General features: G+C 36.1%; 24 protein-coding genes, 2 rRNA genes and 2 other annotated features. All 26 genes read left to right on the top strand.

Annotated features, from left to right (window positions below; translation table 11 throughout):
• Nucleotides 1-83 (top strand): 23S ribosomal RNA (locus QQS35_RS12945); the annotation flags it as partial.
• A 112-nt stretch (nt 84-195) separates the two neighbouring features.
• Nucleotides 196-311 (top strand): 5S ribosomal RNA (gene rrf, locus QQS35_RS12950).
• A gap of 380 nt (nt 312-691) precedes the next feature.
• Nucleotides 692-1306 carry an MgtC/SapB family protein gene (locus QQS35_RS12955; protein ID WP_407933966.1) on the top strand — a complete coding sequence of 205 codons (615 nt, stop codon included), beginning with the start codon at nt 692-694 and terminating at the stop codon, nt 1304-1306.
• Between the two features lie 162 nt (nt 1307-1468).
• A complete protein-coding gene (locus tag QQS35_RS12960) occupies nt 1469-1927 on the top strand; it encodes a CtsR family transcriptional regulator (protein WP_285932590.1) in 459 nt (152 codons plus the stop codon).
• Nucleotides 1928-1947: 20 nt separating this feature from the next.
• Nucleotides 1948-2493, top strand: coding sequence for a UvrB/UvrC motif-containing protein (locus QQS35_RS12965; RefSeq protein WP_285932591.1), 546 nt, complete (start codon nt 1948-1950; stop codon nt 2491-2493).
• Entirely contained in the window at nt 2493-3557 is a 1065-nt protein-coding gene (locus tag QQS35_RS12970; RefSeq protein WP_285932592.1) for a protein arginine kinase, read from the top strand. Before QQS35_RS12965 ends, QQS35_RS12970 begins: the two co-directional genes overlap by 1 nt.
• 18 nt (nt 3558-3575) lie before the next feature.
• Nucleotides 3576-6008: an ATP-dependent protease ATP-binding subunit ClpC gene (gene clpC / locus QQS35_RS12975; protein ID WP_285932593.1), complete on the top strand. Its 2433-nt coding sequence runs from the start codon at nt 3576-3578 to the stop codon at nt 6006-6008.
• Between the two features lie 212 nt (nt 6009-6220).
• Complete coding sequence (radA, locus tag QQS35_RS12980) at nt 6221-7597, top strand: DNA repair protein RadA (RefSeq protein ID WP_285932594.1); 1377 nt, start codon at nt 6221-6223, stop codon at nt 7595-7597.
• Complete coding sequence (gene disA, locus QQS35_RS12985) at nt 7598-8671, top strand: DNA integrity scanning diadenylate cyclase DisA (protein WP_285932595.1); 1074 nt, start codon at nt 7598-7600, stop codon at nt 8669-8671.
• A 161-nt stretch (nt 8672-8832) separates the two neighbouring features.
• Entirely contained in the window at nt 8833-9936 is a 1104-nt protein-coding gene (locus QQS35_RS12990) for a PIN/TRAM domain-containing protein (RefSeq protein ID WP_285932596.1), read from the top strand.
• A 203-nt stretch (nt 9937-10139) separates the two neighbouring features.
• Entirely contained in the window at nt 10140-10820 is a 681-nt protein-coding gene (ispD, locus tag QQS35_RS12995) for a 2-C-methyl-D-erythritol 4-phosphate cytidylyltransferase (RefSeq protein WP_285932714.1), read from the top strand.
• Nucleotides 10821-10874: 54 nt separating this feature from the next.
• Entirely contained in the window at nt 10875-11357 is a 483-nt protein-coding gene (gene ispF, locus QQS35_RS13000; RefSeq protein ID WP_285932597.1) for a 2-C-methyl-D-erythritol 2,4-cyclodiphosphate synthase, read from the top strand.
• Nucleotides 11358-11419: 62 nt separating this feature from the next.
• Nucleotides 11420-12886: a glutamate--tRNA ligase gene (gene gltX / locus QQS35_RS13005; RefSeq protein WP_285932598.1), complete on the top strand. Its 1467-nt coding sequence runs from the start codon at nt 11420-11422 to the stop codon at nt 12884-12886.
• 149 nt (nt 12887-13035) lie between these two features.
• Nucleotides 13036-13254 (top strand) — a binding site (T-box leader).
• 263 nt (nt 13255-13517) lie between these two features.
• Nucleotides 13518-14177, top strand: coding sequence for a serine O-acetyltransferase (cysE, locus tag QQS35_RS13010; RefSeq protein ID WP_285932599.1), 660 nt, complete (start codon nt 13518-13520; stop codon nt 14175-14177).
• A complete protein-coding gene (cysS, locus tag QQS35_RS13015) occupies nt 14167-15570 on the top strand; it encodes a cysteine--tRNA ligase (protein WP_285932600.1) in 1404 nt (467 codons plus the stop codon). Before cysE ends, cysS begins: the two co-directional genes overlap by 11 nt.
• A 2-nt stretch (nt 15571-15572) precedes the next feature.
• The gene (locus tag QQS35_RS13020) at nt 15573-15977 is read left to right on the top strand and encodes a Mini-ribonuclease 3 (RefSeq protein ID WP_285932601.1); all 405 of its coding nucleotides are present in this window, start codon (nt 15573-15575) and stop codon (nt 15975-15977) included.
• Nucleotides 15977-16720, top strand: coding sequence for a 23S rRNA (guanosine(2251)-2'-O)-methyltransferase RlmB (gene rlmB / locus QQS35_RS13025; protein WP_285932603.1), 744 nt, complete (start codon nt 15977-15979; stop codon nt 16718-16720). The genes QQS35_RS13020 and rlmB overlap by 1 nt, the downstream gene beginning before the upstream one ends.
• Nucleotides 16721-16723: 3 nt before the next feature.
• The gene (locus tag QQS35_RS13030) at nt 16724-17233 is read left to right on the top strand and encodes an NYN domain-containing protein (RefSeq protein ID WP_285932604.1); all 510 of its coding nucleotides are present in this window, start codon (nt 16724-16726) and stop codon (nt 17231-17233) included.
• Nucleotides 17234-17445: 212 nt separating this feature from the next.
• Complete coding sequence (sigH, locus tag QQS35_RS13035) at nt 17446-18102, top strand: RNA polymerase sporulation sigma factor SigH (RefSeq protein ID WP_285932605.1); 657 nt, start codon at nt 17446-17448, stop codon at nt 18100-18102.
• A gap of 72 nt (nt 18103-18174) precedes the next feature.
• Nucleotides 18175-18321 carry a 50S ribosomal protein L33 gene (gene rpmG / locus QQS35_RS13040; RefSeq protein ID WP_285932606.1) on the top strand — a complete coding sequence of 49 codons (147 nt, stop codon included), beginning with the start codon at nt 18175-18177 and terminating at the stop codon, nt 18319-18321.
• 40 nt (nt 18322-18361) lie between these two features.
• A complete protein-coding gene (gene secE / locus QQS35_RS13045; protein WP_285932715.1) occupies nt 18362-18535 on the top strand; it encodes a preprotein translocase subunit SecE in 174 nt (57 codons plus the stop codon).
• 180 nt (nt 18536-18715) lie between these two features.
• Entirely contained in the window at nt 18716-19249 is a 534-nt protein-coding gene (nusG, locus tag QQS35_RS13050) for a transcription termination/antitermination protein NusG (RefSeq protein ID WP_285932607.1), read from the top strand.
• Nucleotides 19250-19439: 190 nt separating this feature from the next.
• Complete coding sequence (gene rplK / locus QQS35_RS13055; RefSeq protein ID WP_272446850.1) at nt 19440-19865, top strand: 50S ribosomal protein L11; 426 nt, start codon at nt 19440-19442, stop codon at nt 19863-19865.
• Nucleotides 19866-20028: 163 nt separating this feature from the next.
• On the top strand, nt 20029-20733 hold the full coding sequence (gene rplA / locus QQS35_RS13060) for a 50S ribosomal protein L1 (RefSeq protein ID WP_285932608.1): 705 nt from the start codon (nt 20029-20031) through the stop codon (nt 20731-20733).
• 95 nt (nt 20734-20828) lie between these two features.
• Nucleotides 20829-20981, top strand: a sequence feature (ribosomal protein L10 leader region).
• 40 nt (nt 20982-21021) lie between these two features.
• Nucleotides 21022-21522, top strand: a complete 501-nt coding sequence (rplJ, locus tag QQS35_RS13065) for a 50S ribosomal protein L10 (RefSeq protein WP_285932609.1) — start codon at nt 21022-21024, stop codon at nt 21520-21522.
• Nucleotides 21523-21634: 112 nt separating this feature from the next.
• Complete coding sequence (gene rplL / locus QQS35_RS13070) at nt 21635-21997, top strand: 50S ribosomal protein L7/L12 (RefSeq protein WP_285932610.1); 363 nt, start codon at nt 21635-21637, stop codon at nt 21995-21997.
• Nucleotides 21998-22000: the final 3 nt, after the last annotated feature.

Raw genomic sequence — 22000 nt, forward strand, 5'->3', positions numbered from 1 at the left:
AGACGATGAGGTTGATAGGTTCGAGGTGGAAGCGTGGTGACACGTGTAGCTGACGAATACTAATAGATCGAGGACTTAACTAAATTTATAAAGCGAAAGCGACTGTTTAGAAGCTGTAGCTAGAATATTAACTGTTTGTTTGTCTTGTTTACTTCTTATCTAGTTTTGAAGGTATATTCCTTTAATTTTATATGGTTTGGTGGCAATAGCGGAGAGGTCACACCTGTTCCCATGCCGAACACAGTAGTTAAGCTCTCCAGCGCCCATGGTAGTTGGGGCTTTGCCCCTGCGAGAGTAGGACGCCGCCAAGCAATTAGAAACCTCTAAGTTAACCCTTAGAGGTTTTCTTCTATATATAAAGCCGCGGAAAATAACTACCATTGAACCCACAAATTTATATCCCTACACCTTAGATACAATACAACGTTTAGATTATTATAAAATAAATAAATTTACTAACTAAAAAACTGTAAAGATTTATTTAAAAGGGAGGTTAGAATTACATTTTACCTTTTAAAATATAAAAATCACTTATAATTATTAGCATATTTTAATATCTATTTAAGTATGGTAATAATTATAAGTTAAAAAAGAGGAGAGAGATTTATTGGATTTTATTAATACATATTTACTAGATGAACAATTTACAACCGCAGCTACAAGAATATTTATTGCGCTTATTTTATCCGGGATGATAGGTTTTGAAAGAGAGTTGAAAAATCATTCTGCTGGATTTAGAACCCATATATTAGTAGGTGTTGGTTCATGTTTAATGATGTTGTTGTCGTTGTATGGATTTGAAGAGTTTATAAATAATTATGATAATGTTAGGTTTGATCCGGCACGGATACCTTCCTATGTTATAAGCGGGATTGGCTTTTTGGGAGCCGGTACAATAATGGTTAATGGAATGACGATTCGCGGATTAACAACAGCAGCATCTATTTGGGCAGTAGCTGGTCTAGGTTTAGTTATTGGTGTCGGGATGTATAGCGAAGCAATTCTAACAACACTTGTTATCTTATTAAGCCTAGTGTTTCTTAATAATTTTGAAAAAAGATTTCGTAAGGGTAGAGGGAAATTGTCATTTCAAATCTTAGTAGGACCGCAATTAAACATAGGGGTATTGCTCGAGGTGCTAGACAAATTTGATACAAAGATACGTAAGTTAGAAGTTGAAAAAGATGCTGGACTGGACCGCAATGTACTTATCGAATTAGATAACGGCTTTCATATTGATGAAGTGAAATTATATGATTATATATCAAAGATAGAGCATGTAAAGCATGTAAATGAAGTACAATAAAACGGCTTTGGTAATAATTTATTGCATTCAATAAATGTAGGTTTGATTTTTTTAAAAAAGGCAAGAATATAGATGACATTTTATTTGCAACCATAAATGAGAGTAGTATAATGAGAATATAGTCAAAGATAGTCAAAGTCAGTAAGAGAGGAGGAAGGCAAAGTGAGTAATATTTCTGATGTTATTGAAGCATACCTAAAAAATATAATTCAGAGTAATAATAAAAATGCTATTGAAATAAAACGAAGTGAAATAGCAGATCGTTTTGAATGTGTTCCTTCTCAAATTAATTATGTAATAAATACTAGATTTACAATAGAACGAGGATACGTTGTTGAGAGCAAGCGTGGTGGTGGTGGCTATATTAGAATCATTAGAATTACAAATGAAGATAAAGCCAAGTTAATCGATGAGGTTATAGAAATGATCCAGCCAACTGTCTCACAACAAGCTGCTATAGATATATTGGAAAGAATGCTTGAAGAAGAGCTTATAACAAAACGAGAAGCTAAATTAATGGTAAGTGCCATTAGTAGGAATACACTTGCCTTCCATTTACCTGTACGTGATGAAATAAGAAGTAGAATCATGACTGCTATGTTAACTACTTTAAAGTACTGATTTGTCTGAGGAGGGAGAGTATGGAGTGCCAGGAATGTCATGAGCGGCCTGCTACATTACACTTTACAAAAGTAATTAACGGAGATAAGACGGAAATACATGTTTGCGAGCACTGTGCAAAGGAAAAAGGGTATGTATCGTATGAAGAAGAAGCATATTCTTTACATGACTTACTTTCAGGTTTATTCAACTTTGATTCTGTATCTTTGAATGAACAAAAGAAAAATAGTTTTGTAACAGATCAAGGTCTGAAGTGTGAAAAATGTGGTTTGACCTATCAAGAGTTTACCCATTTAGGTAAGTTTGGTTGTGCAGAATGTTATCATACTTTTTCGGAACGGTTAAATCCGATATTTAGAAGAGTGCACAGTGGAAATACAAGGCATGATGGAAAAATCCCAAAGCGAATCGGAACAGATATTCATCAAAGAAAAGAACTTCATATACTAAAAGATAAATTGCAACAACTTATAAAAGCAGAAGAGTTTGAACAAGCTGCCCAAATACGTGATCAGATTAAATCATTGGAGAGAAGCATTAACCAAACAGGAAAGGGTGAAGGTTAATGTCTTTACAACAATTTATGAATGAAGCAATAAGTCCTTGGATGAAAGAAGAAGGCCCGGATAGTGATATTGTTATGAGTAGTCGGATTCGTTTAGCTAGGAACTTTGAACAGGTTGCGTTTCCAATTATTGCTGAGCCAGATAACTTAGAAAATATTTTAACATTTATAGAAAAAGAATTTAATCATCAATCATTTAAATCTTATCAAGATTTGGAATTCCTAAAAATGGATGATATAAAACCTATTGAAAAACGAGTGCTTGTTGAAAAGCATCTAATAAGTCCCCACTTGGCTGAAAAATCAAAACAAGGTGGGGTACTGATTTCTAATAGTGAGCAAGTTTCTATTATGGTTAATGAAGAAGATCACATCCGAGTACAATTGTATTTTCCAGGCTTTCAATTAGATCAAGCGTTAGACCAGGCTTTTGAAATTGATGATTGGCTAGAAGAAAAAATAAATTTTGCATTTGATGAAGATAAGGGTTACTTAACTAGTTGTCCGACGAACGTTGGAACAGGTTTGCGTGCCTCTGTAATGATGCATTTACCAGCCTTAGCCTTAACTCAGAAAATTAGTAGAATGATACCAGCGATTAACCAGCTTGGTTTAGTGGTAAGAGGTATTTATGGGGAAGGTAGTGAAGCACTAGGTAATATCTTTCAAATATCTAATCAAGTTACACTAGGTAGATCTGAAAAAGATATTATCCAAGATTTAGAAAGTGTAGTTCAGAAGTTGGTTGAACAAGAAAGAAAAGCAAGGCAATTACTAAGTGAAGAAACAGCGCTCCAACTGGAAGATAGAATTTTTAGATCGTACGGAATACTAGAACACAGTCGTATTATAGAATCTAAAGAAACTGCAAAATGTCTCTCAGATGTTAGGTTGGGGATTGATATGGGATATATTAAGCATGTTTCGAAAACAATTTTAAATGAGCTAATGATATTAACCCAACCTGGTTTCTTGCAACAATATGCAAAGAAAGCATTATCACCACAAGACAGAGATGTTCTAAGAGCATCCCTTGTAAGAGAAAGATTAAATCTAGAAAATTAATGGTAGGAGGAACGCCTAATGATGTTTGGACGGTTTACTGAGAGGGCACAAAAAGTATTAGCACTTTCCCAAGAAGAGGCAGTAAGACTTGGTCATAATAATATTGGAACAGAACATATTTTATTAGGTTTAGTAAGTGAAGGAGAGGGCATAGCAGCAAAAGCGCTAAGCTCTTTAGGTTTAGAAACTGAGAAGATTCAACAAGAGGTAGAACAATTAATTGGAAAAGGGCAAAAAGTGTCACAGACAATCCACTATACACCACGAGCAAAAAAGGTAATTGAGTTATCTATGGATGAAGCTCGGAAATTGGGTCATTCCTACGTAGGCACAGAACATATTTTACTAGGGTTAATTCGTGAAGGAGAAGGTGTAGCTGCCCGTGTACTTAATAATTTAGGAGTAAGCTTAAATAAAGCACGTCAACAGGTGCTTCAATTGCTTGGTAGTAACGAATCTTCCGCTGGGCAACACGGTCGTGGAGGTCAAGCGGCTACAGCTAACACGCCAACATTAGATTCTTTAGCAAGAGACTTAACGGCTATTGCTAAAGAAGGGAATATCGATCCTGTTATTGGACGTGAGAAAGAAATCGAACGTGTCATTCAAGTGTTAAGTCGCCGAACTAAAAATAACCCAGTCTTAATTGGAGAACCAGGTGTTGGTAAGACAGCGGTGGCTGAAGGTTTAGCTCTGCAAATTATAAACAATGAAATTCCTGAGACGCTTCGTGATAAACGGGTAATGACATTAGATATGGGAACAGTCGTCGCAGGAACTAAGTATCGCGGTGAATTCGAAGACCGTCTAAAAAAAGTAATGGAAGAAATCCGTCAAGCTGGAAATATTATATTGTTTATTGATGAGTTGCATACATTAATAGGTGCTGGTGGAGCAGAGGGTGCAATAGATGCTTCCAATATACTAAAGCCATCACTAGCACGAGGCGAATTACAATGTATTGGTGCAACTACTTTAGATGAGTATCGTAAGTATATTGAGAAGGATGCAGCGTTAGAACGCAGGTTCCAACCAATTCAAGTTGATGAGCCAACGCTTGAGCAATCCATTCAAATTTTAAAAGGTTTGCGTGATCGATATGAGGCACACCATCGTGTGACAATAACGGATGAAGCAATTGACGCTGCAGCAAAGTTATCGGATCGGTATATTACAGATCGCTTTTTGCCTGATAAAGCAATTGACTTAATTGATGAAGCAGGATCAAAAGTTCGTTTGCGCTCTTACACAGTACCACCAAATTTAAAAGAGTTAGAGCAAAATTTAGAAGAAGTGAAAAAGGAAAAGGATGCTGCAGTACAAAGCCAAGAATTCGAAAAGGCAGCTTCATTGAGAGATAGCGAACAGCGTTTAAGAGAAGAATTAGAAGAAACAAAAGATGAATGGAAAGAGAAGCAGGGACAGGAAAGTTCAGAAGTTCTAGTAGAGGATATAGCAAGTGTTGTTTCTACTTGGACTGGGATTCCTGTATCTTCATTAACGAAGGATGAAAGTGAACGTCTATTGAATATGGAAGGTATTTTACATGACCGAGTGATTGGTCAAGATGAGGCCGTAAAATCAATTTCAAAAGCGATTCGTCGTGCTAGAGCGGGCTTGAAGGACCCTAAACGACCGATTGGTTCATTTATTTTCCTAGGACCTACAGGTGTAGGTAAAACAGAACTAGCACGTGCACTCGCTGAGTCCATGTTTGGTGATGAAGATTCCATGATTAGAATCGATATGTCAGAGTACATGGAGAAGCATTCCACATCACGTTTAGTAGGTTCTCCTCCGGGATATGTCGGTTATGAAGAAGGCGGTCAATTAACAGAGAAGGTAAGAAGAAAGCCATACTCTGTTGTGTTACTTGATGAGGTTGAAAAAGCCCATCCAGAAGTATTTAATATACTTCTTCAAGTATTAGAAGATGGTCGTTTGACAGACTCTAAGGGCCGAGTAGTGGATTTTAGAAATACTGTACTTATTATGACTTCAAATGTTGGTGCAAGTGAACTGAAACGCAATAAGTTTGTTGGGTTTAGTTTAGGAGATGAAGAAGAGAGTTATAAGGATATGAGGTCGAAAGTGATGGATGAGTTGAAAAAAGCCTTCAGACCTGAATTTCTAAATAGAATTGATGATACAATTGTATTCCACTCATTAGAGAAAAAACATATGAAAGATATTGTAAAGCTCATGGTAGAGCATTTACAGGAACGCCTTTCACAACAAGAAATTAACTTTGTCTTATCAGATAAAGCGATACAAAAAATTGCTGATGAAGGGTTCGATCCAGAATATGGTGCAAGGCCTTTACGAAGATCAATTCAAAAGAATGTTGAGGATCTTCTATCAGAAGAATTGTTAAAAGAAAAGATTAAAAAGGGTCAAAAAATAAAAGTTGATATTGATACTGAGGATAAGTTTACTGTAAAAGTACAGTAATATTTTGTCCTTATAAAGTAGTAAAGGTAAAAAAATCGAAAGGCCGTGCCTTTCGATTTTTTTCATAATTAAAGGAAGAAAATGAAATATACGAGATGGATTACATAGTTTTTCCACAATTAACTAAAAAAGTTAAAGAAATTGATAGAACAATGTAACTTGTCTGTTACTTAACTCGTATAACATGATAGATAGAGTAAGGAGCGATTGTATTGGCAAAAAGAAAAACAACTTTTGTTTGTCAGGAATGCGGATATGAATCTCCAAAGTGGATGGGAAAATGTCCTGCTTGTAATCAATGGAATACATTGGTAGAAGAACTAGTGGCATCACAGCGTAATTCTGGTCATATAATAGGAACAGGACAAACATTAAAAACAAAGCCTGAAAGCATCACTGCCATTGAGACCGAAGAGGAACCACGTGTGACAACAAAAATGGCTGAATTTAACCGTGTACTTGGAGGGGGAATAGTACCAGGTTCATTAGTACTTATTGGAGGAGACCCTGGAATTGGAAAGTCGACATTATTATTACAGGTATCTGACCAGTTAGCTAGCAAGAATTTGAGTGTTCTATATATTTCAGGAGAAGAATCAATACGTCAAACAAAGCTACGAGCTGATCGGTTAGGTGTAACTTCTAAGAACCTCTATGTATTAGCAGAAACAAACCTTTTGGACATCTCCAATCAAATTGAGAAATTAGAACCGTCTTTTGTGGTTATTGATTCTATACAAACCATCTTTCGTGAGGAGGTCACTAGTGCTCCCGGAAGTGTTTCTCAAGTTCGTGAGTGTACAAGTGAACTTATGCGGATAGCTAAAGGCAAAAACATCCCTATATTTATCGTAGGTCATGTTACCAAAGAAGGATCAATAGCTGGTCCGAGGTTACTTGAACATATGGTGGATGCCGTATTATATTTTGAGGGTGAGAGACACCATACGTTTCGAATTCTACGTGGTGTTAAAAATAGATTTGGAAGTACCAATGAAATGGGTATATTCGAAATGAAAGAAGAAGGTTTAAGAGAAGTATTAAATCCATCAGAGATATTCTTAGAAGAAAGATCTCAAGGAGCTGCTGGATCTACTGTGGTTGCATCGATGGAAGGTAGCCGTCCTGTTTTGGTAGAAATACAGTCCTTGATCTCACCGACAAGCTTTGGTAACCCTAGAAGAATGGCTACTGGAATTGACCATAACCGAGTTCCATTATTAATGGCAGTGCTTGAAAAAAGGGTAGGCTTAATGCTCCAAAACCAAGATGCTTATGTAAAGGTTGCTGGTGGTGTAAAGTTAGATGAGCCAGCTATTGACCTTGCTGTTGCCGTTAGTATTGCTTCAAGTTTTAGGGATGAACCATCGAAGCCTGATGATGTGCTTATAGGTGAGGTGGGTTTAACTGGAGAAATAAGAAGAGTTTCTCGTATTGATCAACGGGTACAGGAAGCTGCAAAATTAGGATTTAAGCGAGCCATTATACCTAATAAAAATTTAGAAGGGTGGACTCCACCATCAGAAATCGAAGTAATAGGTGTCAACACGGTACATGATGCTTTAAAGGCTACTTTAGGAGGAAGATAAATGGAATGGCAGGAAAGAGAATATACTGTCATTGGTGAGATGCTGAAATTCGTTGCACCAGGCACGCCAATTCGTGCAGGTATAGAAAATGTTCTAAGAGCAAATACAGGAGGACTAATTGTTGTAGGTTACAGTAATGAAATGAAGAGTATTGTGGATGGAGGTTTTGCAATCCACTCATCATTTTCCCCTGCTAGTTTATATGAGTTAGCTAAAATGGATGGAGCAATTATTTTAAATGATGACGGCTCTACTATTTTATTTTCAAATGTACAACTAATGCCAGAACCTGCTATCCCTTCAAAAGAGACTGGGATGCGACATCGTACAGCAGAACGAGTGGCTAAACAAACAGGAAATCTGGTTGTTGCTATTTCGGAAAGAAGAAACGTTATTACACTATATAAAGGTGATATCCGTTATGCGCTAAAAGAGATAGGGGTTATATTAACAAAAGCAAATCAAGCGATGCAAACGCTAGAAAAATATAAAATAGTTTTAGACCAAGGTATAACTAACTTAGGGGCATTAGAATTTGAAGATTTGGTTACTTTAACCGAAGTTGTTCAAGTAATTCACCGAATTGAAATGGTTCTAAGAATTAAAACAGAAATCTTGAATTATATAAATGAATTAGGAACAGAAGGTAGATTAATACAGCTTCAATTGACTGAACTCGTATCTAATATTGAGGAAGAAGCTATGCTATTAATTAAAGATTACTGCTTAGATGAAGGTGAAGATCCAAAAGAGATCTTAAGCAGTATTCAAGAAGCTTCTCGAACTGATCTTATGGATGATACGAAAATTATCAAACTACTAGGATATCCAATGAACGTTAAGATGGATAAAACAATTCTATCTAGAGGACATAGGATTCTTCATAAAATACCAAGGCTTCCGACTCTGATTATTGATTATATTATCCAAACTTTTGGGACATTAGAGGATGTTTCGAAGGCATCTTCAGTAGATCTGGTAAAGGTAAATGGTGTAGGTGAAGTTCGAGCTGAAAAAATAAAAGAAGGCCTAAACAGAATTCAAGAGCAGTTATTTATCGACAGACATATATAAAGTGTTACAATAATTGACTTTGGTTTAAAAATATGATAAAATTTTTAAATTTATTAATTTGACTGCAATTCCCAATTGTGTTAGTTTGAATTAATAGAATTTATAATAATAGGGTTATTTTTTATAAAAATGGAAATACTAGTTGTTAGGAGGTGACCGTGGTGCTAAAAAGAATCGTGCAGTTATTCATTATTATTGCAGGAGGTACCGCTGGATATTTATATATACCAGATTTAATAAAATTATTAAGTTTTACTAGTGGTAGTTGGTTAGATACTCGTTATGTTGCGCATTCAGTTGGTTTAGTTTTTGGTGCAATTATCTTATTTTTATTAACCTTTTGGCTAGTAGATTACATTGTGAACTTCTTTGCGTGGATTGAAGAGACGTTAGTAAAAGCACCTGTAGCAGACTTATTATTTGGTAGTTTAGGAATTATAATTGGTTTAGTGATTGCCTATTTTCTTAACACTGCAATACAAGATATTGGAATAAGTGTAATCTCACAAGTAGTGCCGATATTTTCAACTGTACTTTTAGGTTATATTGGTTTTCAAGTTGGTTTCAAACGTCGTGATGAATTTCTGAATTTACTGACGTTAGCAAAAAAAGAAAAGAAAAAGTCATCTGAAGATGATGATGAAACACAAGTAATGCCTAAGGTCAAAATATTAGATACTAGTGTGGTTATAGATGGTAGAATAGCTGATATATGTCAGACTAGTTTTTTAGAAGGTACTGTATTAATTCCGCAGTTTGTTTTAGAAGAACTACAACATATAGCGGATTCATCAGATGTATTGAAACGCAATAGGGGACGTAGAGGTCTTGATGTATTGAATCGTATGCAAAAAGACCTTCCGGTAAACGTTGAGATATACGAAGGAGATTTTGAAGAAATACAAGAAGTAGATAGCAAGCTAGTAAAATTAGCTAAAGTAATTAATGGCATTGTGGTTACAAATGACTTTAACTTAAACAAAGTATGTGAATTTCAAAATGTGCAAGTGCTAAATATTAACGATCTGGCTAATGCAGTAAAGCCGGTAGTCTTACCTGGTGAGGAATTAACTGTTCAAGTGATTAAAGATGGTAAAGAACAAAATCAAGGTGTAGCTTATCTTGATGATGGTACGATGATTGTTGTAGAAGAGGGTAAGGATTATATTGGTAAAACAATTGAGGTATTAATTACAAGTGTTTTGCAAACTTCCGCAGGGCGAATGATATTTGCAAAACCAAAATTACTTGAAAAAGCATTGTGAAAAGGGTATAACATATAGTGTGAACAAAAGTGATAACAACATGTTATCGCTTTTGTTATTGTCTAGGAAATTATATTTGATAACTAGCATTTGCAAGGATAAATCTAGTAAAGAGATTCATGTTTTTATACTGTTAACATTTGATTTTCAAAAGTGTACAAGCACGCCTCACTATATATTATTCATAGGGTGGATTAGATATGATTGATTATTTTGCTATAGTATTAGCGGCAGGCCAAGGTAAGCGAATGAATGCTGGTGAAAACAAGCAATTTATAACACTTGCTGATAAACCAGTAATTATACATACTTTAGAAGTATTCGCTAAAGATGAATGGTGTAAGTCGATTATATTGGTTGTTAATCCAAATGAGCAGCAAAGGATGAAACAGTTAGTAAATTGTTATTCATTTGGAAAAGAAATCAGACTTATTCAAGGTGGTTCTGAAAGACAAGAAAGTGTATATAAAGGGCTTTGTTCCATAGAAGATAAAACAAGTATCGTATTTATCCATGATGGAGCTAGACCTTTTGTGACACAGGAAAGTTTACATAAACTTGCCAAAGTAGCAAGTGCTGAAAAAGCCGCAATACTTGCTGTACCAGTAACGGATACGATTAAGCAACGAACTGACAATCAACTAACTACACTGGATCGATCTTTATTATGGGCTGCACAGACGCCACAGGCATTTCTTTTTGATCGTATCTACCAGGCTCATAAACAAGCGGAAGAAAACAACTTCTTAGGAACTGATGATGCATCTCTAGTTGAACGTTTGGGATACCCAGTTCAAATAGTAAGAGGAAGTTATAATAATATAAAATTAACAAATCCAGAAGATTTAAAACGTGCACAATCTTTTTTTAATGAAAATGGCTAGACTTTAACGTGGATTTAGATGAATAAATAATAATGAAACAAAGGAGATTCAAATATGTTTCGTATTGGTCAAGGTTTTGATGTTCATCAACTAAAAGAAGGTAGACCTTGTATCATTGGTGGGATTGAAATTCCGTATGAAAAAGGCTTACTCGGTCATTCGGATGCAGATGTCTTGTTACACACAATCGCAGATGCATGCTTAGGTGCTATAGGCGAGGGAGACATTGGAAAGCACTTTCCTGATACAGATCCGACATTTAAGGATGCCGATTCACAAAAGTTACTTCAACACGTTTGGGAGATTGTGAAGAAAAAAGGCTATCTATTAGGTAATATAGATTGTACAGTGATTGCCCAGCAACCTAAAATGGCCCCGTATATTGAACGTATTAAAGAGAACATAGCACGTATATTGCAAGTAGAGATAGAGCAGATTAATGTAAAAGCAACAACAACGGAACAATTAGGTTTTACCGGTAGAGAAGAAGGAATAGCTGCTCAGGCCGTAGTCTTGTTGCACAAGACTACCCAATGAAAAAGAAATAATGGTAGTATATAGTTAGAATTAGATGGAACGATGGAAGGGGTAGATTGACTATGACAAATGAAGTGCGTGTACGGTATGCACCAAGTCCTACAGGACATTTACATATAGGAAACGCTAGAACTGCATTATTTAATTACTTATATGCAAAACACTTAGGTGGAAAATTTATTATTCGAACTGAAGATACAGATGAAAAAAGAAATGTCGTTGGTGGTGAAGAAAGCCAATTAAGTTACCTTAAATGGTTAGGAATTGAGTGGGATGAAGGTGCGGATATTGGTGGAGACTTTGGTCCATACCGTCAGACAGAAAGACTTGAATTATATCAAAAGTATGTAGATGAATTATTAGAAAAAGGGTTAGCTTATAAGTGCTATATGACAGAAGAAGAATTAGATAAGGAACGAGAAGAGCAACGTGCAAATGGACAAGTTCCAAAATATTCAGGTGCTCATCGTGACCTAACGACTGAACAGGTTGAACAGTTAGTATCGGAAGGCAGAAAACCAAGTATTCGTTTCCGTGTTCCTGAAAATAAAACCTACAGATTTAATGATATTGTAAGAGACAATATCACGTTTGAATCTAGTGATTTTGGCGATTGGGTTATGGTGAAGAAAAATGGAATTCCAACATATAACTTTGCAGTTGCTATTGATGATCAATTAATGAAAATTTCCCATGTGTTAAGAGGCGAAGAGCATATTTCTAATACTCCAAAACAAATGATGATATTTGATGCATTTGGGTGGGAGCCTCCTAAATATGGTCATATGACATTAATTTTAAATGAGAATCGTAAAAAATTGAGTAAGCGTGATGAACATATCCTTCAGTTTATCGAACAATATAAAAACTTAGGTTACTTACCTGAAGCATTATTTAACTTCATAGCTTTACTCGGTTGGTCCCCTGTTGGAGAAGAGGAGATATTCACGAAGGAACAGTTTATTGAAATGTTTGATTCAGAACGTCTATCTACTTCTCCTGCAATATTTGATCCCGCTAAGTTAAAGTGGATGAATAACCAATATATAAAAGCTGCCGAGTTTGAACAGGTAGTAGAACTTACTCTTCCGCACTTGGTTAAAGCAAATAAATTACCCGAGAACATGGATGAAGTAACACATGCATGGGCTTTAGATTTAATTCGTTTATATAAAGAACAACTGAGTTACGGAGCTGAGATTGTCGAGTTAACAGAGCTGTTCTTTAAAGAAGAAATTGAATACTCTGACCAAGCAATGGAAGTACTTAATGAAGAACAGGTTCCAGAAGTATTACACGTGTTTTCTACCAAGTTAGCTGAACTAGAGGAGTTTTCTCCTGAAACAATCAAAGCACAAATAAAAGCTACTCAAAAAGAAACAAAACATAAAGGGAAAAAGCTTTTCATGCCAATCCGTGTTGCAACAACTGGACAAGTCCATGGACCAGAATTACCAGATGCAATTCATTTACTAGGTATTGACGTCGTGCAAGCGAGATTAACTGTTGTTCTTGATAAGATTAACTAAACGTAATTTTAGATTGAATTAATAATTTCACATTTTAGTTAAAATGTAATATAGTATTACTACAAAAAGTAATGATGAAATTAACGATAAGATATCATTTTATTGTAAATAATCGCTAAAAACGTTAAAGTACTATTAACCATATCTATAGATGAACGTTAATAAGGAGAAGTAAAAAGTATAGAGCTTACTTAGAGAGAATCACCTCGGGCTGAAAGTGATTTTAAGTTCTTACTTCTGAAATGCACCTTAGAGTCTTTTGTTGAAAACAGTAAGCAAGAGCGGTTTTCTCTACCGTTAATAAGAGACCTGAGTTGGGGAATCATTTTTCCTAAACAGAGTGGAACCGCGCGTAAAGCGTCTCTGTGTTTATATAACATAGAGGCGTTTTTTTATTGTCAAGGAAATTATAGATTTCTCTAGATCTCTAGATGTGGAAATCAGGCAGAAACAGCGACGTCCAGCTCTTGCACTTACCCCGCCAGAGGTCTTAAGTCAAACATCTATGTTGTAAAGAGCACGATAGATGGTCTTAATTGCCCTAGGGTAAGCAAGGCGCCCTGAGCTTTTCTTATATGTTTGTTGGATGCTTCATTAAAATTAGGTGGAATTTGCAAAGGGGGAGTATAATATGGGGATTTTTAAAGTGCTGAAGCAAGATATTGACGTTGTCTTTGACCAAGATCCTGCAGCTCGCACTTATGTGGAAGTGTTACTTACTTATTCTGGTCTTCATGCTATTTGGGCACATAGACTTGCCCATGGATTCTACAATAAGAAGTTTTTTTTCATGGCTCGTATCATTTCGCAAATCAGTCGTTTTTTAACAGGTATTGAAATCCATCCAGGCGCCCAAATAGGAAGTCGTTTTTTTATTGATCATGGTATGGGAGTTGTAATTGGTGAAACATGTGAAATTGGAAATAATGTCACCATATTTCAAGGCGTTACATTGGGCGGAACAGGAAAAGAAAAAGGAAAAAGGCACCCTACCATAAAAGATAACGCTCTTATTGCTACTGGAGCAAAAGTATTAGGTTCCATCACTATTGGAGAAAGTTCAAAAGTAGGAGCTGGGTCTGTTGTCTTGAATGATGTACCTGACCACTCAACTGTTGTAGGGATACCTGGTCGAGTTGTCATTCAAAATGGAGAAAAGGTCAGAAAAGATCTTGATCACCATAAATTACCTGATCCGGTTTCTGAATTGTTAAAAGAGATGCAAAGTGAAATAAAAGGGTTAAAAAAAGACCTAAATGATATAAAAGGAGTGAATTCCAGTGACCGTTAAGATTTATAATACATTAACGAGACGAAAAGAAGCGTTTAAACCGATTGAAGAAGGAAAAGTTAGGATGTATGTTTGTGGTCCAACTGTCTATAATTATATTCATATCGGTAATGCAAGACCAGCTATTGTATTTGATACAGTACGTAGGTATTTAGAATTTAAAAACTACGATGTTAACTATGTTTTAAACTTTACAGATGTAGATGACAAAATTATAAAAGCTGCAAAGGATTTAGAAGAAGACGTGCCAGCAGTAGCAGAGCGTTTTATTAATGCTTATATGGAGGATGTTGGTGCGCTTGGTGTGAAAAAGGCAGTACATCACCCTAGAGTAACCGAAACAATGGATGATATTATCTCTTTTATTGATACGTTAATTGATAAGGGGCACGCATACGAAGCGGAAGGTGACGTTTATTTTAAAACCCGTTCTTTTGAGGGGTATGGAAAGTTATCCCATCAACCTATAGATGAACTTAGATCGGGTGCTCGTATTCAAATCGGTGAAAAGAAAGAGGATCCGTTAGATTTTGCATTATGGAAACAAGCGAAGTCAGAAGAAATTGCTTGGGATTCTCCTTGGGGTAAAGGTCGTCCTGGTTGGCATATTGAATGCTCTGCAATGGCTAAGAAATATTTAGGAGATACTATTGATATTCATGCAGGTGGTCAAGATTTAACGTTCCCACACCATGAAAATGAGATTGCACAATCGGAAGCGGGAACAGGAAAAAACTTTGCAAATTATTGGATGCATAATGGATATATCAATATCGATAATGAAAAGATGTCGAAGTCACTGGGGAACTTTGTATTAGCTCATGATTTGGTGAAACAACATGATCCTCAAGTAGTGCGCTTTTTCATGCTAAGTGTACATTATCGTAACCCAATTAACTTTAGTGAGTCTTTACTTGAAAGTGCAAAAAATAGTCTTGATCGCATTAGAAATGCATATCAAAATCTTGAACACCGTAAAGAATCGAGCACCAATTTAACAGAAGACAATCAAGATTGGGTAAAAAGTTTAGAAAAATTTAACCAGCGATTTATTGCTGAGATGGATGATGATTTCAATACTGCCAATGCAATCGCTGTACTTTTTGATATTGCTAGAGAGGCAAATGTATATTTACAATCTGACCACACCTCAAAACAAGTGATTAATCATTTTATTGAATTGTTTGATTCGTTATTGCTTGTTTTGGGTATTGAGATTAGAACTGATAATCAAGAACTGTTAAATGAAGATATCGATGCTTTAATTCAACAACGTATTAAAGCTAGAAAAGATAGAGACTTTGCTTTAGCGGACAAAATAAGAGATGACTTAAAGGAAAAAAATATAATTTTAGAAGATACTCCTCAAGGTACTCGTTGGAAAAGAGGGTAAAGATGTCAACGAATGATGTAAAGCAAATGAAGAGTTTAGCTCTTGCGTATATCGGTGATGCTATTTATGAAATATATATTCGACATCATTTAGTCAACAAGGGACATCTCAATTTAAATAACTTGCATCAATCCGCAGTGAAGTTTGTGGCTGCAAAGTCTCAATCGAAAGTTATTTTACACTGGCTTGATGTGGAGATGTTAAGCGAAGAAGAAGCTAGTGTAGTACGTCGGGGCAGAAATGCTAAGGCTGGGTCTGTCCCGAAAAATACGGATGTACAAACGTATCGATATAGTACCGCATTTGAAGCGCTATTAGGTTTTCTATATTTAGATGAGCGTCAGGAAAGGTTAGATGAGTTAATTCAATTAGCCATAGAATTTGTTGAGAGAGGAGTTGAGAAATAATGAGTGAAGAATGGATTGTTGGAAAAAACCCAGTAATTGAAGCATTAAGTGCAGGTCGATCAATTAATAAACTGCTTGTATCTGATCAGTTACAAAATCAGTCTTATAACAAAATTCATAGTCTAGCAAAACAAAATGGAATCACAATCCAACGGGTACCGAAAAAAAAGTTAGACCAATTAGTAGACGACAATCATCAAGGAGTGGCTGCTGCGGTTGCAGCTTATCAATATAGCTCAGTAGAGGATTTATTCGAGCTAGCTGAACGGAGGGAAGAGGCACCGTTTTTTTTAATATTAGATGAGATAGAGGATCCACATAATCTTGGCTCAATCTTAAGAACAGCGGACGCAACAGGTGTTCATGGGGTGATAATACCAAAACGACGCTCTGTTGGTTTAACAGCAACTGTTGCAAAGACTTCAGCAGGCGCAATTGAATACATACCTGTAGCAAGAGTGACGAACATTGCTCAAACAATCGATGAACTTAAAGAACGCCATGTTTGGGTGGTTGGAACAGAAGCGGAAGGAACGGAAGACTATAGACAGCTCGATGGCACCACATCGCTTGCTTTAGTTATAGGAAATGAAGGTAAGGGTATGAGTCGCTTAGTTAAAGAAAAGTGTGATTGGACGGTTCGTTTAGCGATGAAAGGAAAGGTTTCTTCCCTAAATGCTTCTGTAGCATCTAGTTTGTTAATGTATGAAGTTTACCGTAAAAGGTATCCGATTGGTGATTAAATAATGATTGTATTAGTGGTTGATGGATATAATATTATTGGCGATTGGGAAGAGTTGAAGAAACTAAAAGACCATGATCTCGCGCAAGCAAGAAAAATATTAGTAGAAAAGATGGCGGAGTATCAAGCCTATCGAGGTCATCGTGTTATTGTAGTATTTGATGCATATTTTGTACAAGGTCTTGAAACGAAGCAAACTAATTATAGGGTTGAAGTCATTTACACGAAAGAAAATGAAACCGCAGATGAATGTATTGAGAGATTAGTTAAAGAATTAAAAAATGTAAAAAATCAAGTTTATGTAGCCACATCTGATTATACAGAGCAACGTACGATTTTTGCCCAAGGTGCTCTTAGAAAATCAGCAAGAGAGCTTTATCTTGAAATGAATAATATACAAAAAGAGATTGAAGAAGATATTAATAACCATAAACAAATACAGTCAAAGACAAAAATCCCAATAAAAAAAGATGTGTTAGCTGTATTTGAAAAATGGCGTCGTGGTGATAAGTAAGTCTTATACGCCTGATTGATACTTTCTTCAAAATCTGATCTAAGTATGACATAAATACATTTTATGTACCGAATACATAAAAACAGGTAATATGAACTATCTATATAAGTGCTAATGCCCTAAATCTACCGTATGTGTTGTTGACGATGATGAAGCGCTTCCTGTATAATGTTTCTATATATTCACGGCATAAAAGTCGGGGGGATTCCAAGGTGAGCACCGTGCACAAGGATATAGACGATCAAGATATAGATTTAGAGCTTCTTGAAGATGACCAGCTTATTAATATGGTACACCGTGGGCATAGCCAGGCGTTAGACTATTTAATTACTAAATATAGAAATTTTGTTCGTGCCAAAGCGAGAACCTATTTTTTAGTTGGGGCAGATCGAGAAGATATTGTGCAAGAAGGTATGATCGGGTTGTATAAAGCAATTCGTGACTATAAAGGTGACAAGCTTTCATCCTTTAAGGCTTTTGCAGAGCTGTGTGTTACGCGTCAAATAATTACAGCAATCAAGACAGCAACTAGACAAAAACATATACCATTAAACTCATACGTATCGTTGGACAAGCCAATTTATGATGAAGAATCTGACCGAACATTACTAGATGTAATAGCAGGTTCAAAAATAATTGATCCCCAAGAATTGATTGTTAATAGGGAAAAGTTTGGGGATATGGAGACGAAAATGTCTGAGCTGTTAAGTGACTTAGAAAGGCAAGTACTTTCTTTGTATTTAGACGGCCAAACATATCAAGAAATTTCAGTTGAATTGAAAAGACATGTTAAATCAATAGATAATGCATTACAACGGGTGAAGCGGAAGCTAGAACGGTATTTAGAGATAAGTGAAATCAGCTTATAACATAGCGTTGACAGGCTATTGTAACCGTGCTACATTAGTAGAAGTGAAATCCCTTTGTTTGGGGTGTAATAGATGGGAAAAAAAGTTGCGTTGGCTTGCACAGAATGCCTCAGCAGAAACTACAGCACGAATAAGAACACATCAGAAACAAAAAGGTTAGAAGTCCGGAAATTTTGTAAAAGATGTGGAATTTATACGTTACATCGTGAAACAAAGTAAGAAGCCGATTGGCAGAAGTTTGGGGGTACAACCTGTGAATATCTTTGCATTCTTTAAGAATGTTTCTAGAGAAATGAAAAAAGTCTCATGGCCCGGTGGTCGTGAACTAACTCGGTATACGATAACGGTAGTTGCTACAGTTGCTTTTGTTTCAGTGTTTTTTGGAGTAGTTGATCAAGGTATTACAGCAATTCTTAATTTATTATTTGAATAATTAGTGGGACTTTATGCTATAATGTTTAATAAATAGATCTCTTACCGAAAAACCCGTTATGCGGGTTTTTTAAATTGACTTAAAAACCTCATGTCCGTTTACTGCTAAGGTGATAGATTCTCAATTAATATAGTTGACATAATTTGATAAGGGAGGGAAGGGCAGTAATTGTCCTGAACTATGGAAAAACAATGGTTTGTAGTTCATACTTATTCTGGGTATGAGAACAAAGTTAAAGCGAACTTAGAAAAAAGGTTAGAGTCAATGGGTATGGAAGATAAAATTTTCCGTGTTTTAGTACCTGAAGACGAGGAAACAGAAATAAAAAATGGAAAGAAAAAGGTATCGAAAAAGAAAGTATTCCCAGGTTATGTATTAGCTGAAATGATAATGACAGACGATTCTTGGTATGTTGTGCGTAACACACCAGGAGTGACGGGATTTGTTGGTTCAAGCGGTTCAGGTTCTAAACCAACCCCTCTCTTAGAAGAAGAGGTTGAGGTTATCCTTAAACGAATGGGAATGGATGCACCAATAACAGAAGTGGACTTTGAAGTAAAGGAAAGTGTTCGTGTAACAGATGGTCCATTTAATGATTTCACGGGAACGATTGAGCATATTGATCTAGATAAACAAAAAGTGAAAGTGCATGTAAATATGTTTGGACGTGAAACTCCAGTAGAATTAGAATTTTCTCAGATAGAAAAAATTTAATTAATCAACCATTGGACAAGATATAAGATGATTTGTTGAACGTTTTATAAATGTTGCTTGCATTTTTTTCAAATAAATGCTAAAATTCTTATGTTCTTTATGCCTCGAGTATAAGGTTTAATTTGCATATGAAATGAGTGGGAGGGCAGAAGCCCTATTACCACATCACGGACTTAAGGAGGTGTGTCTCGTGGCTAAAAAAGTAATTAAGGTAGTTAAATTGCAGATCCCTGCAGGGAAAGCAAATCCAGCACCACCAGTTGGGCCGGCGCTAGGTCAAGCAGGTGTTAATATCATGGGATTTTGTAAGGAATTTAATGCACGTACCCAAGATCAAGCTGGTATGATTATTCCGGTTGAAATTACGGTTTTTGAAGACCGTTCATTTACATTTATTACAAAAACTCCGCCCGCTGCAGTTCTTTTAAAGAAAGCAGCTGGTATCGAAAGTGGTTCAGGTGAACCAAACAGCAAAAAAGTTGCGACATTAAAACGTGACAAAGTTAAAGAAATTGCTGAAACAAAAATGCCTGACCTAAACGCTGCTGACGTTGAAGCGGCTATGCGTATGGTTGAAGGAACTGCGCGTAGTATGGGAATTGTTATCGAAGACTAATCCCATGGTAGTGCTCTTTCCTAGGAGAAGGTTGCGATTTTGGAGTGTTTTGCCATGTCGCAACCTTTGTTATTGAAAGTTATAGCATAAATTGTGCTAGCAAGATGATCCGCTTATCAAGTGGGAGGTATAACCGTTAAAACCACACAAGGAGGAATTTAAAATGGCGAAAAAGACTAAAAAGCAACAAGAAGCTTTGAAGCTTATTGACCGTATGAAAACTTATGAAGTAAAAGAAGCGTTGGAATTAGTGAAAAAATCTGCTACAGCTAAATTTGATGAAACTGTTGAAGCTGCATTCCGTCTGGGTGTTGACCCTAAGAAAGCAGACCAACAAATTCGTGGTGCGCTTGTATTGCCTCATGGTACTGGTAAAACACAAACAGTTTTGGTATTTGCTAAAGGGGATAAAGCGAAAGAAGCTGAAGCTGCTGGCGCTGACTTCGTTGGTGAACAAGACCTTATAAACAAAATCAACCAAGGTTGGTTTGAATTTGATGTAATCGTAGCTACTCCAGATATGATGGCTGAAGTTGGTAAACTTGGTCGTGTATTAGGGCCAAAAGGCTTAATGCCAAACCCTAAAACAGGTACAGTTACCTTTGAAGTAGAAAAAGCTGTTAAGGAAATTAAAGCTGGTAAAGTGGAATACCGTGTAGATAGACAGTCTAATATACACGTTCCTATCGGTAAAGCATCTTTTGATATTGAAAAGTTAGTTGAAAACTTTGAAGCGTTGGCTGACACTTTAAATAAAGTGAAACCACAAGCTGCAAAAGGCATTTACATGAAAAATGCTGCTGTTACTTCAACAATGGGTCCTGGTGTCAAAGTTGACGTAACAACTTTAGGGAAAGTAAAAGCTTAAAAATCTGTTGACTTTATAGATTCAGTTAGCTATAATAAACAATGTTGTTAAAAAGTCGACACTCTGAATGGAGAGTTAGCTTTTTATAAATAATATGAATTTAATAAGTTATACCGTAGACAGTAGGTGCATACGTGCTTAATCTCCTACCGAGGTGTGTGAATATAGTTAGATATATCTGAACGTAAGATTATCTTGAGTATTTCAACAAACCTCCATGTCTACATGGGGGTTTTTTATGACACTATTCTCTATAGGTATGATGAAAAGTCAATAGGAGGTGGAACAATGTCAAAAATTATCGAGAGCAAAAAACAAATTGTAACTGAAATAGCAGACAAGTTCCGCGAAAGTAAATCTACTATCGTTGTAGACTATCGTGGCCTTGATGTTGCAGAAGTAACTGAACTTCGTAATCAGTTACGTGAAGCAGGCGTAGAGTTCAAAGTATATAAAAATACAATGACTCGCCGTGCAACTGAATCTGTAGAGCTTACAGATTTGCATGAAACGCTTGTAGGACCAACTGCAATTGCATTCAGTCCTGAAGATGTAGTTGCTCCTGCGAAAATTTTAAATAATTTCGCTAAAGATCATGAAGCGCTTGAAATTAAAGGTGGAGTAATCGAAGGTAAAGTTGCATCACTTGAACAAATTAAAGAACTTGCTTCTCTTCCAAATTACGAAGGTTTACTATCTATGCTACTCAGCGTTCTTCAAGCACCAGTTCGAAACTTTGCTTATGCGACAAAAGCTGTTGCGGAACAAAAAGAAGAACAAGGCGCTTAAAGCACTTATTTGTAGTAATAGAATGTGCTTAGGTTAATGGATAGAAAAAAAGGATTTATTCCTTTCAACGGATACAAAATAAAATACAAACAATAATTAGGAGGAAATTAAAATGTCTAAAGAGCAAATCATTGAACAAATTAAAGAAATGTCAGTTCTTGAACTAAACGATCTTGTAAAAGCAATTGAAGAAGAATTTGGTGTAACTGCAGCTGCACCAGTTGCAGCAGCTGGTACTGGTGGCGGAGAAGTTGCTGAAGAGCAAACTGAATTTGACGTAGTACTAGAAAGTGCTGGATCTGCAAAAATCAAAGTTGTTAAAGCAGTACGTGAAATCACTGGTCTTGGACTTAAAGATGCTAAGGATCTTGTAGATAACGCTCCAGGAGCTATCAAAGAAGGCGTTACTAAAGAAGAAGCAGAAGAAATGAAAGCTAAACTTGAAGAAGTTGGCGCATCTGTTGAAGTGAAGTAATTT

Source organism: Aquibacillus rhizosphaerae (assembly GCF_030282825.1).
GTDB classification, from domain to species: domain Bacteria; phylum Bacillota; class Bacilli; order Bacillales; family Amphibacillaceae; genus Aquibacillus_C; species Aquibacillus_C rhizosphaerae.

What these genes read in the sequence shown, in the direction of transcription:
- QQS35_RS12955 (WP_407933966.1), top strand. Translation starts at nt 692, where the DNA reads ATGATAGGTTTTGAAAGAGAGTTGAAAAATCATTCTGCTGGATTTAGA.
- QQS35_RS12965 (WP_285932591.1), top strand. Translation starts at nt 1,948, where the DNA reads ATGGAGTGCCAGGAATGTCATGAGCGGCCTGCTACATTACACTTTACA.
- QQS35_RS12970 (WP_285932592.1), top strand. Translation starts at nt 2,493, where the DNA reads ATGTCTTTACAACAATTTATGAATGAAGCAATAAGTCCTTGGATGAAA.
- clpC (WP_285932593.1), top strand. Translation starts at nt 3,576, where the DNA reads ATGATGTTTGGACGGTTTACTGAGAGGGCACAAAAAGTATTAGCACTT.
- disA (WP_285932595.1), top strand. Translation starts at nt 7,598, where the DNA reads ATGGAATGGCAGGAAAGAGAATATACTGTCATTGGTGAGATGCTGAAA.
- ispF (WP_285932597.1), top strand. Translation starts at nt 10,875, where the DNA reads ATGTTTCGTATTGGTCAAGGTTTTGATGTTCATCAACTAAAAGAAGGT.
- gltX (WP_285932598.1), top strand. Translation starts at nt 11,420, where the DNA reads ATGACAAATGAAGTGCGTGTACGGTATGCACCAAGTCCTACAGGACAT.
- cysE (WP_285932599.1), top strand. Translation starts at nt 13,518, where the DNA reads ATGGGGATTTTTAAAGTGCTGAAGCAAGATATTGACGTTGTCTTTGAC.
- QQS35_RS13020 (WP_285932601.1), top strand. Translation starts at nt 15,573, where the DNA reads ATGTCAACGAATGATGTAAAGCAAATGAAGAGTTTAGCTCTTGCGTAT.
- rlmB (WP_285932603.1), top strand. Translation starts at nt 15,977, where the DNA reads ATGAGTGAAGAATGGATTGTTGGAAAAAACCCAGTAATTGAAGCATTA.
- QQS35_RS13030 (WP_285932604.1), top strand. Translation starts at nt 16,724, where the DNA reads ATGATTGTATTAGTGGTTGATGGATATAATATTATTGGCGATTGGGAA.
- rpmG (WP_285932606.1), top strand. Translation starts at nt 18,175, where the DNA reads ATGGGAAAAAAAGTTGCGTTGGCTTGCACAGAATGCCTCAGCAGAAAC.
- nusG (WP_285932607.1), top strand. Translation starts at nt 18,716, where the DNA reads ATGGAAAAACAATGGTTTGTAGTTCATACTTATTCTGGGTATGAGAAC.
- rplA (WP_285932608.1), top strand. Translation starts at nt 20,029, where the DNA reads ATGGCGAAAAAGACTAAAAAGCAACAAGAAGCTTTGAAGCTTATTGAC.
- rplJ (WP_285932609.1), top strand. Translation starts at nt 21,022, where the DNA reads ATGTCAAAAATTATCGAGAGCAAAAAACAAATTGTAACTGAAATAGCA.
- rplL (WP_285932610.1), top strand. Translation starts at nt 21,635, where the DNA reads ATGTCTAAAGAGCAAATCATTGAACAAATTAAAGAAATGTCAGTTCTT.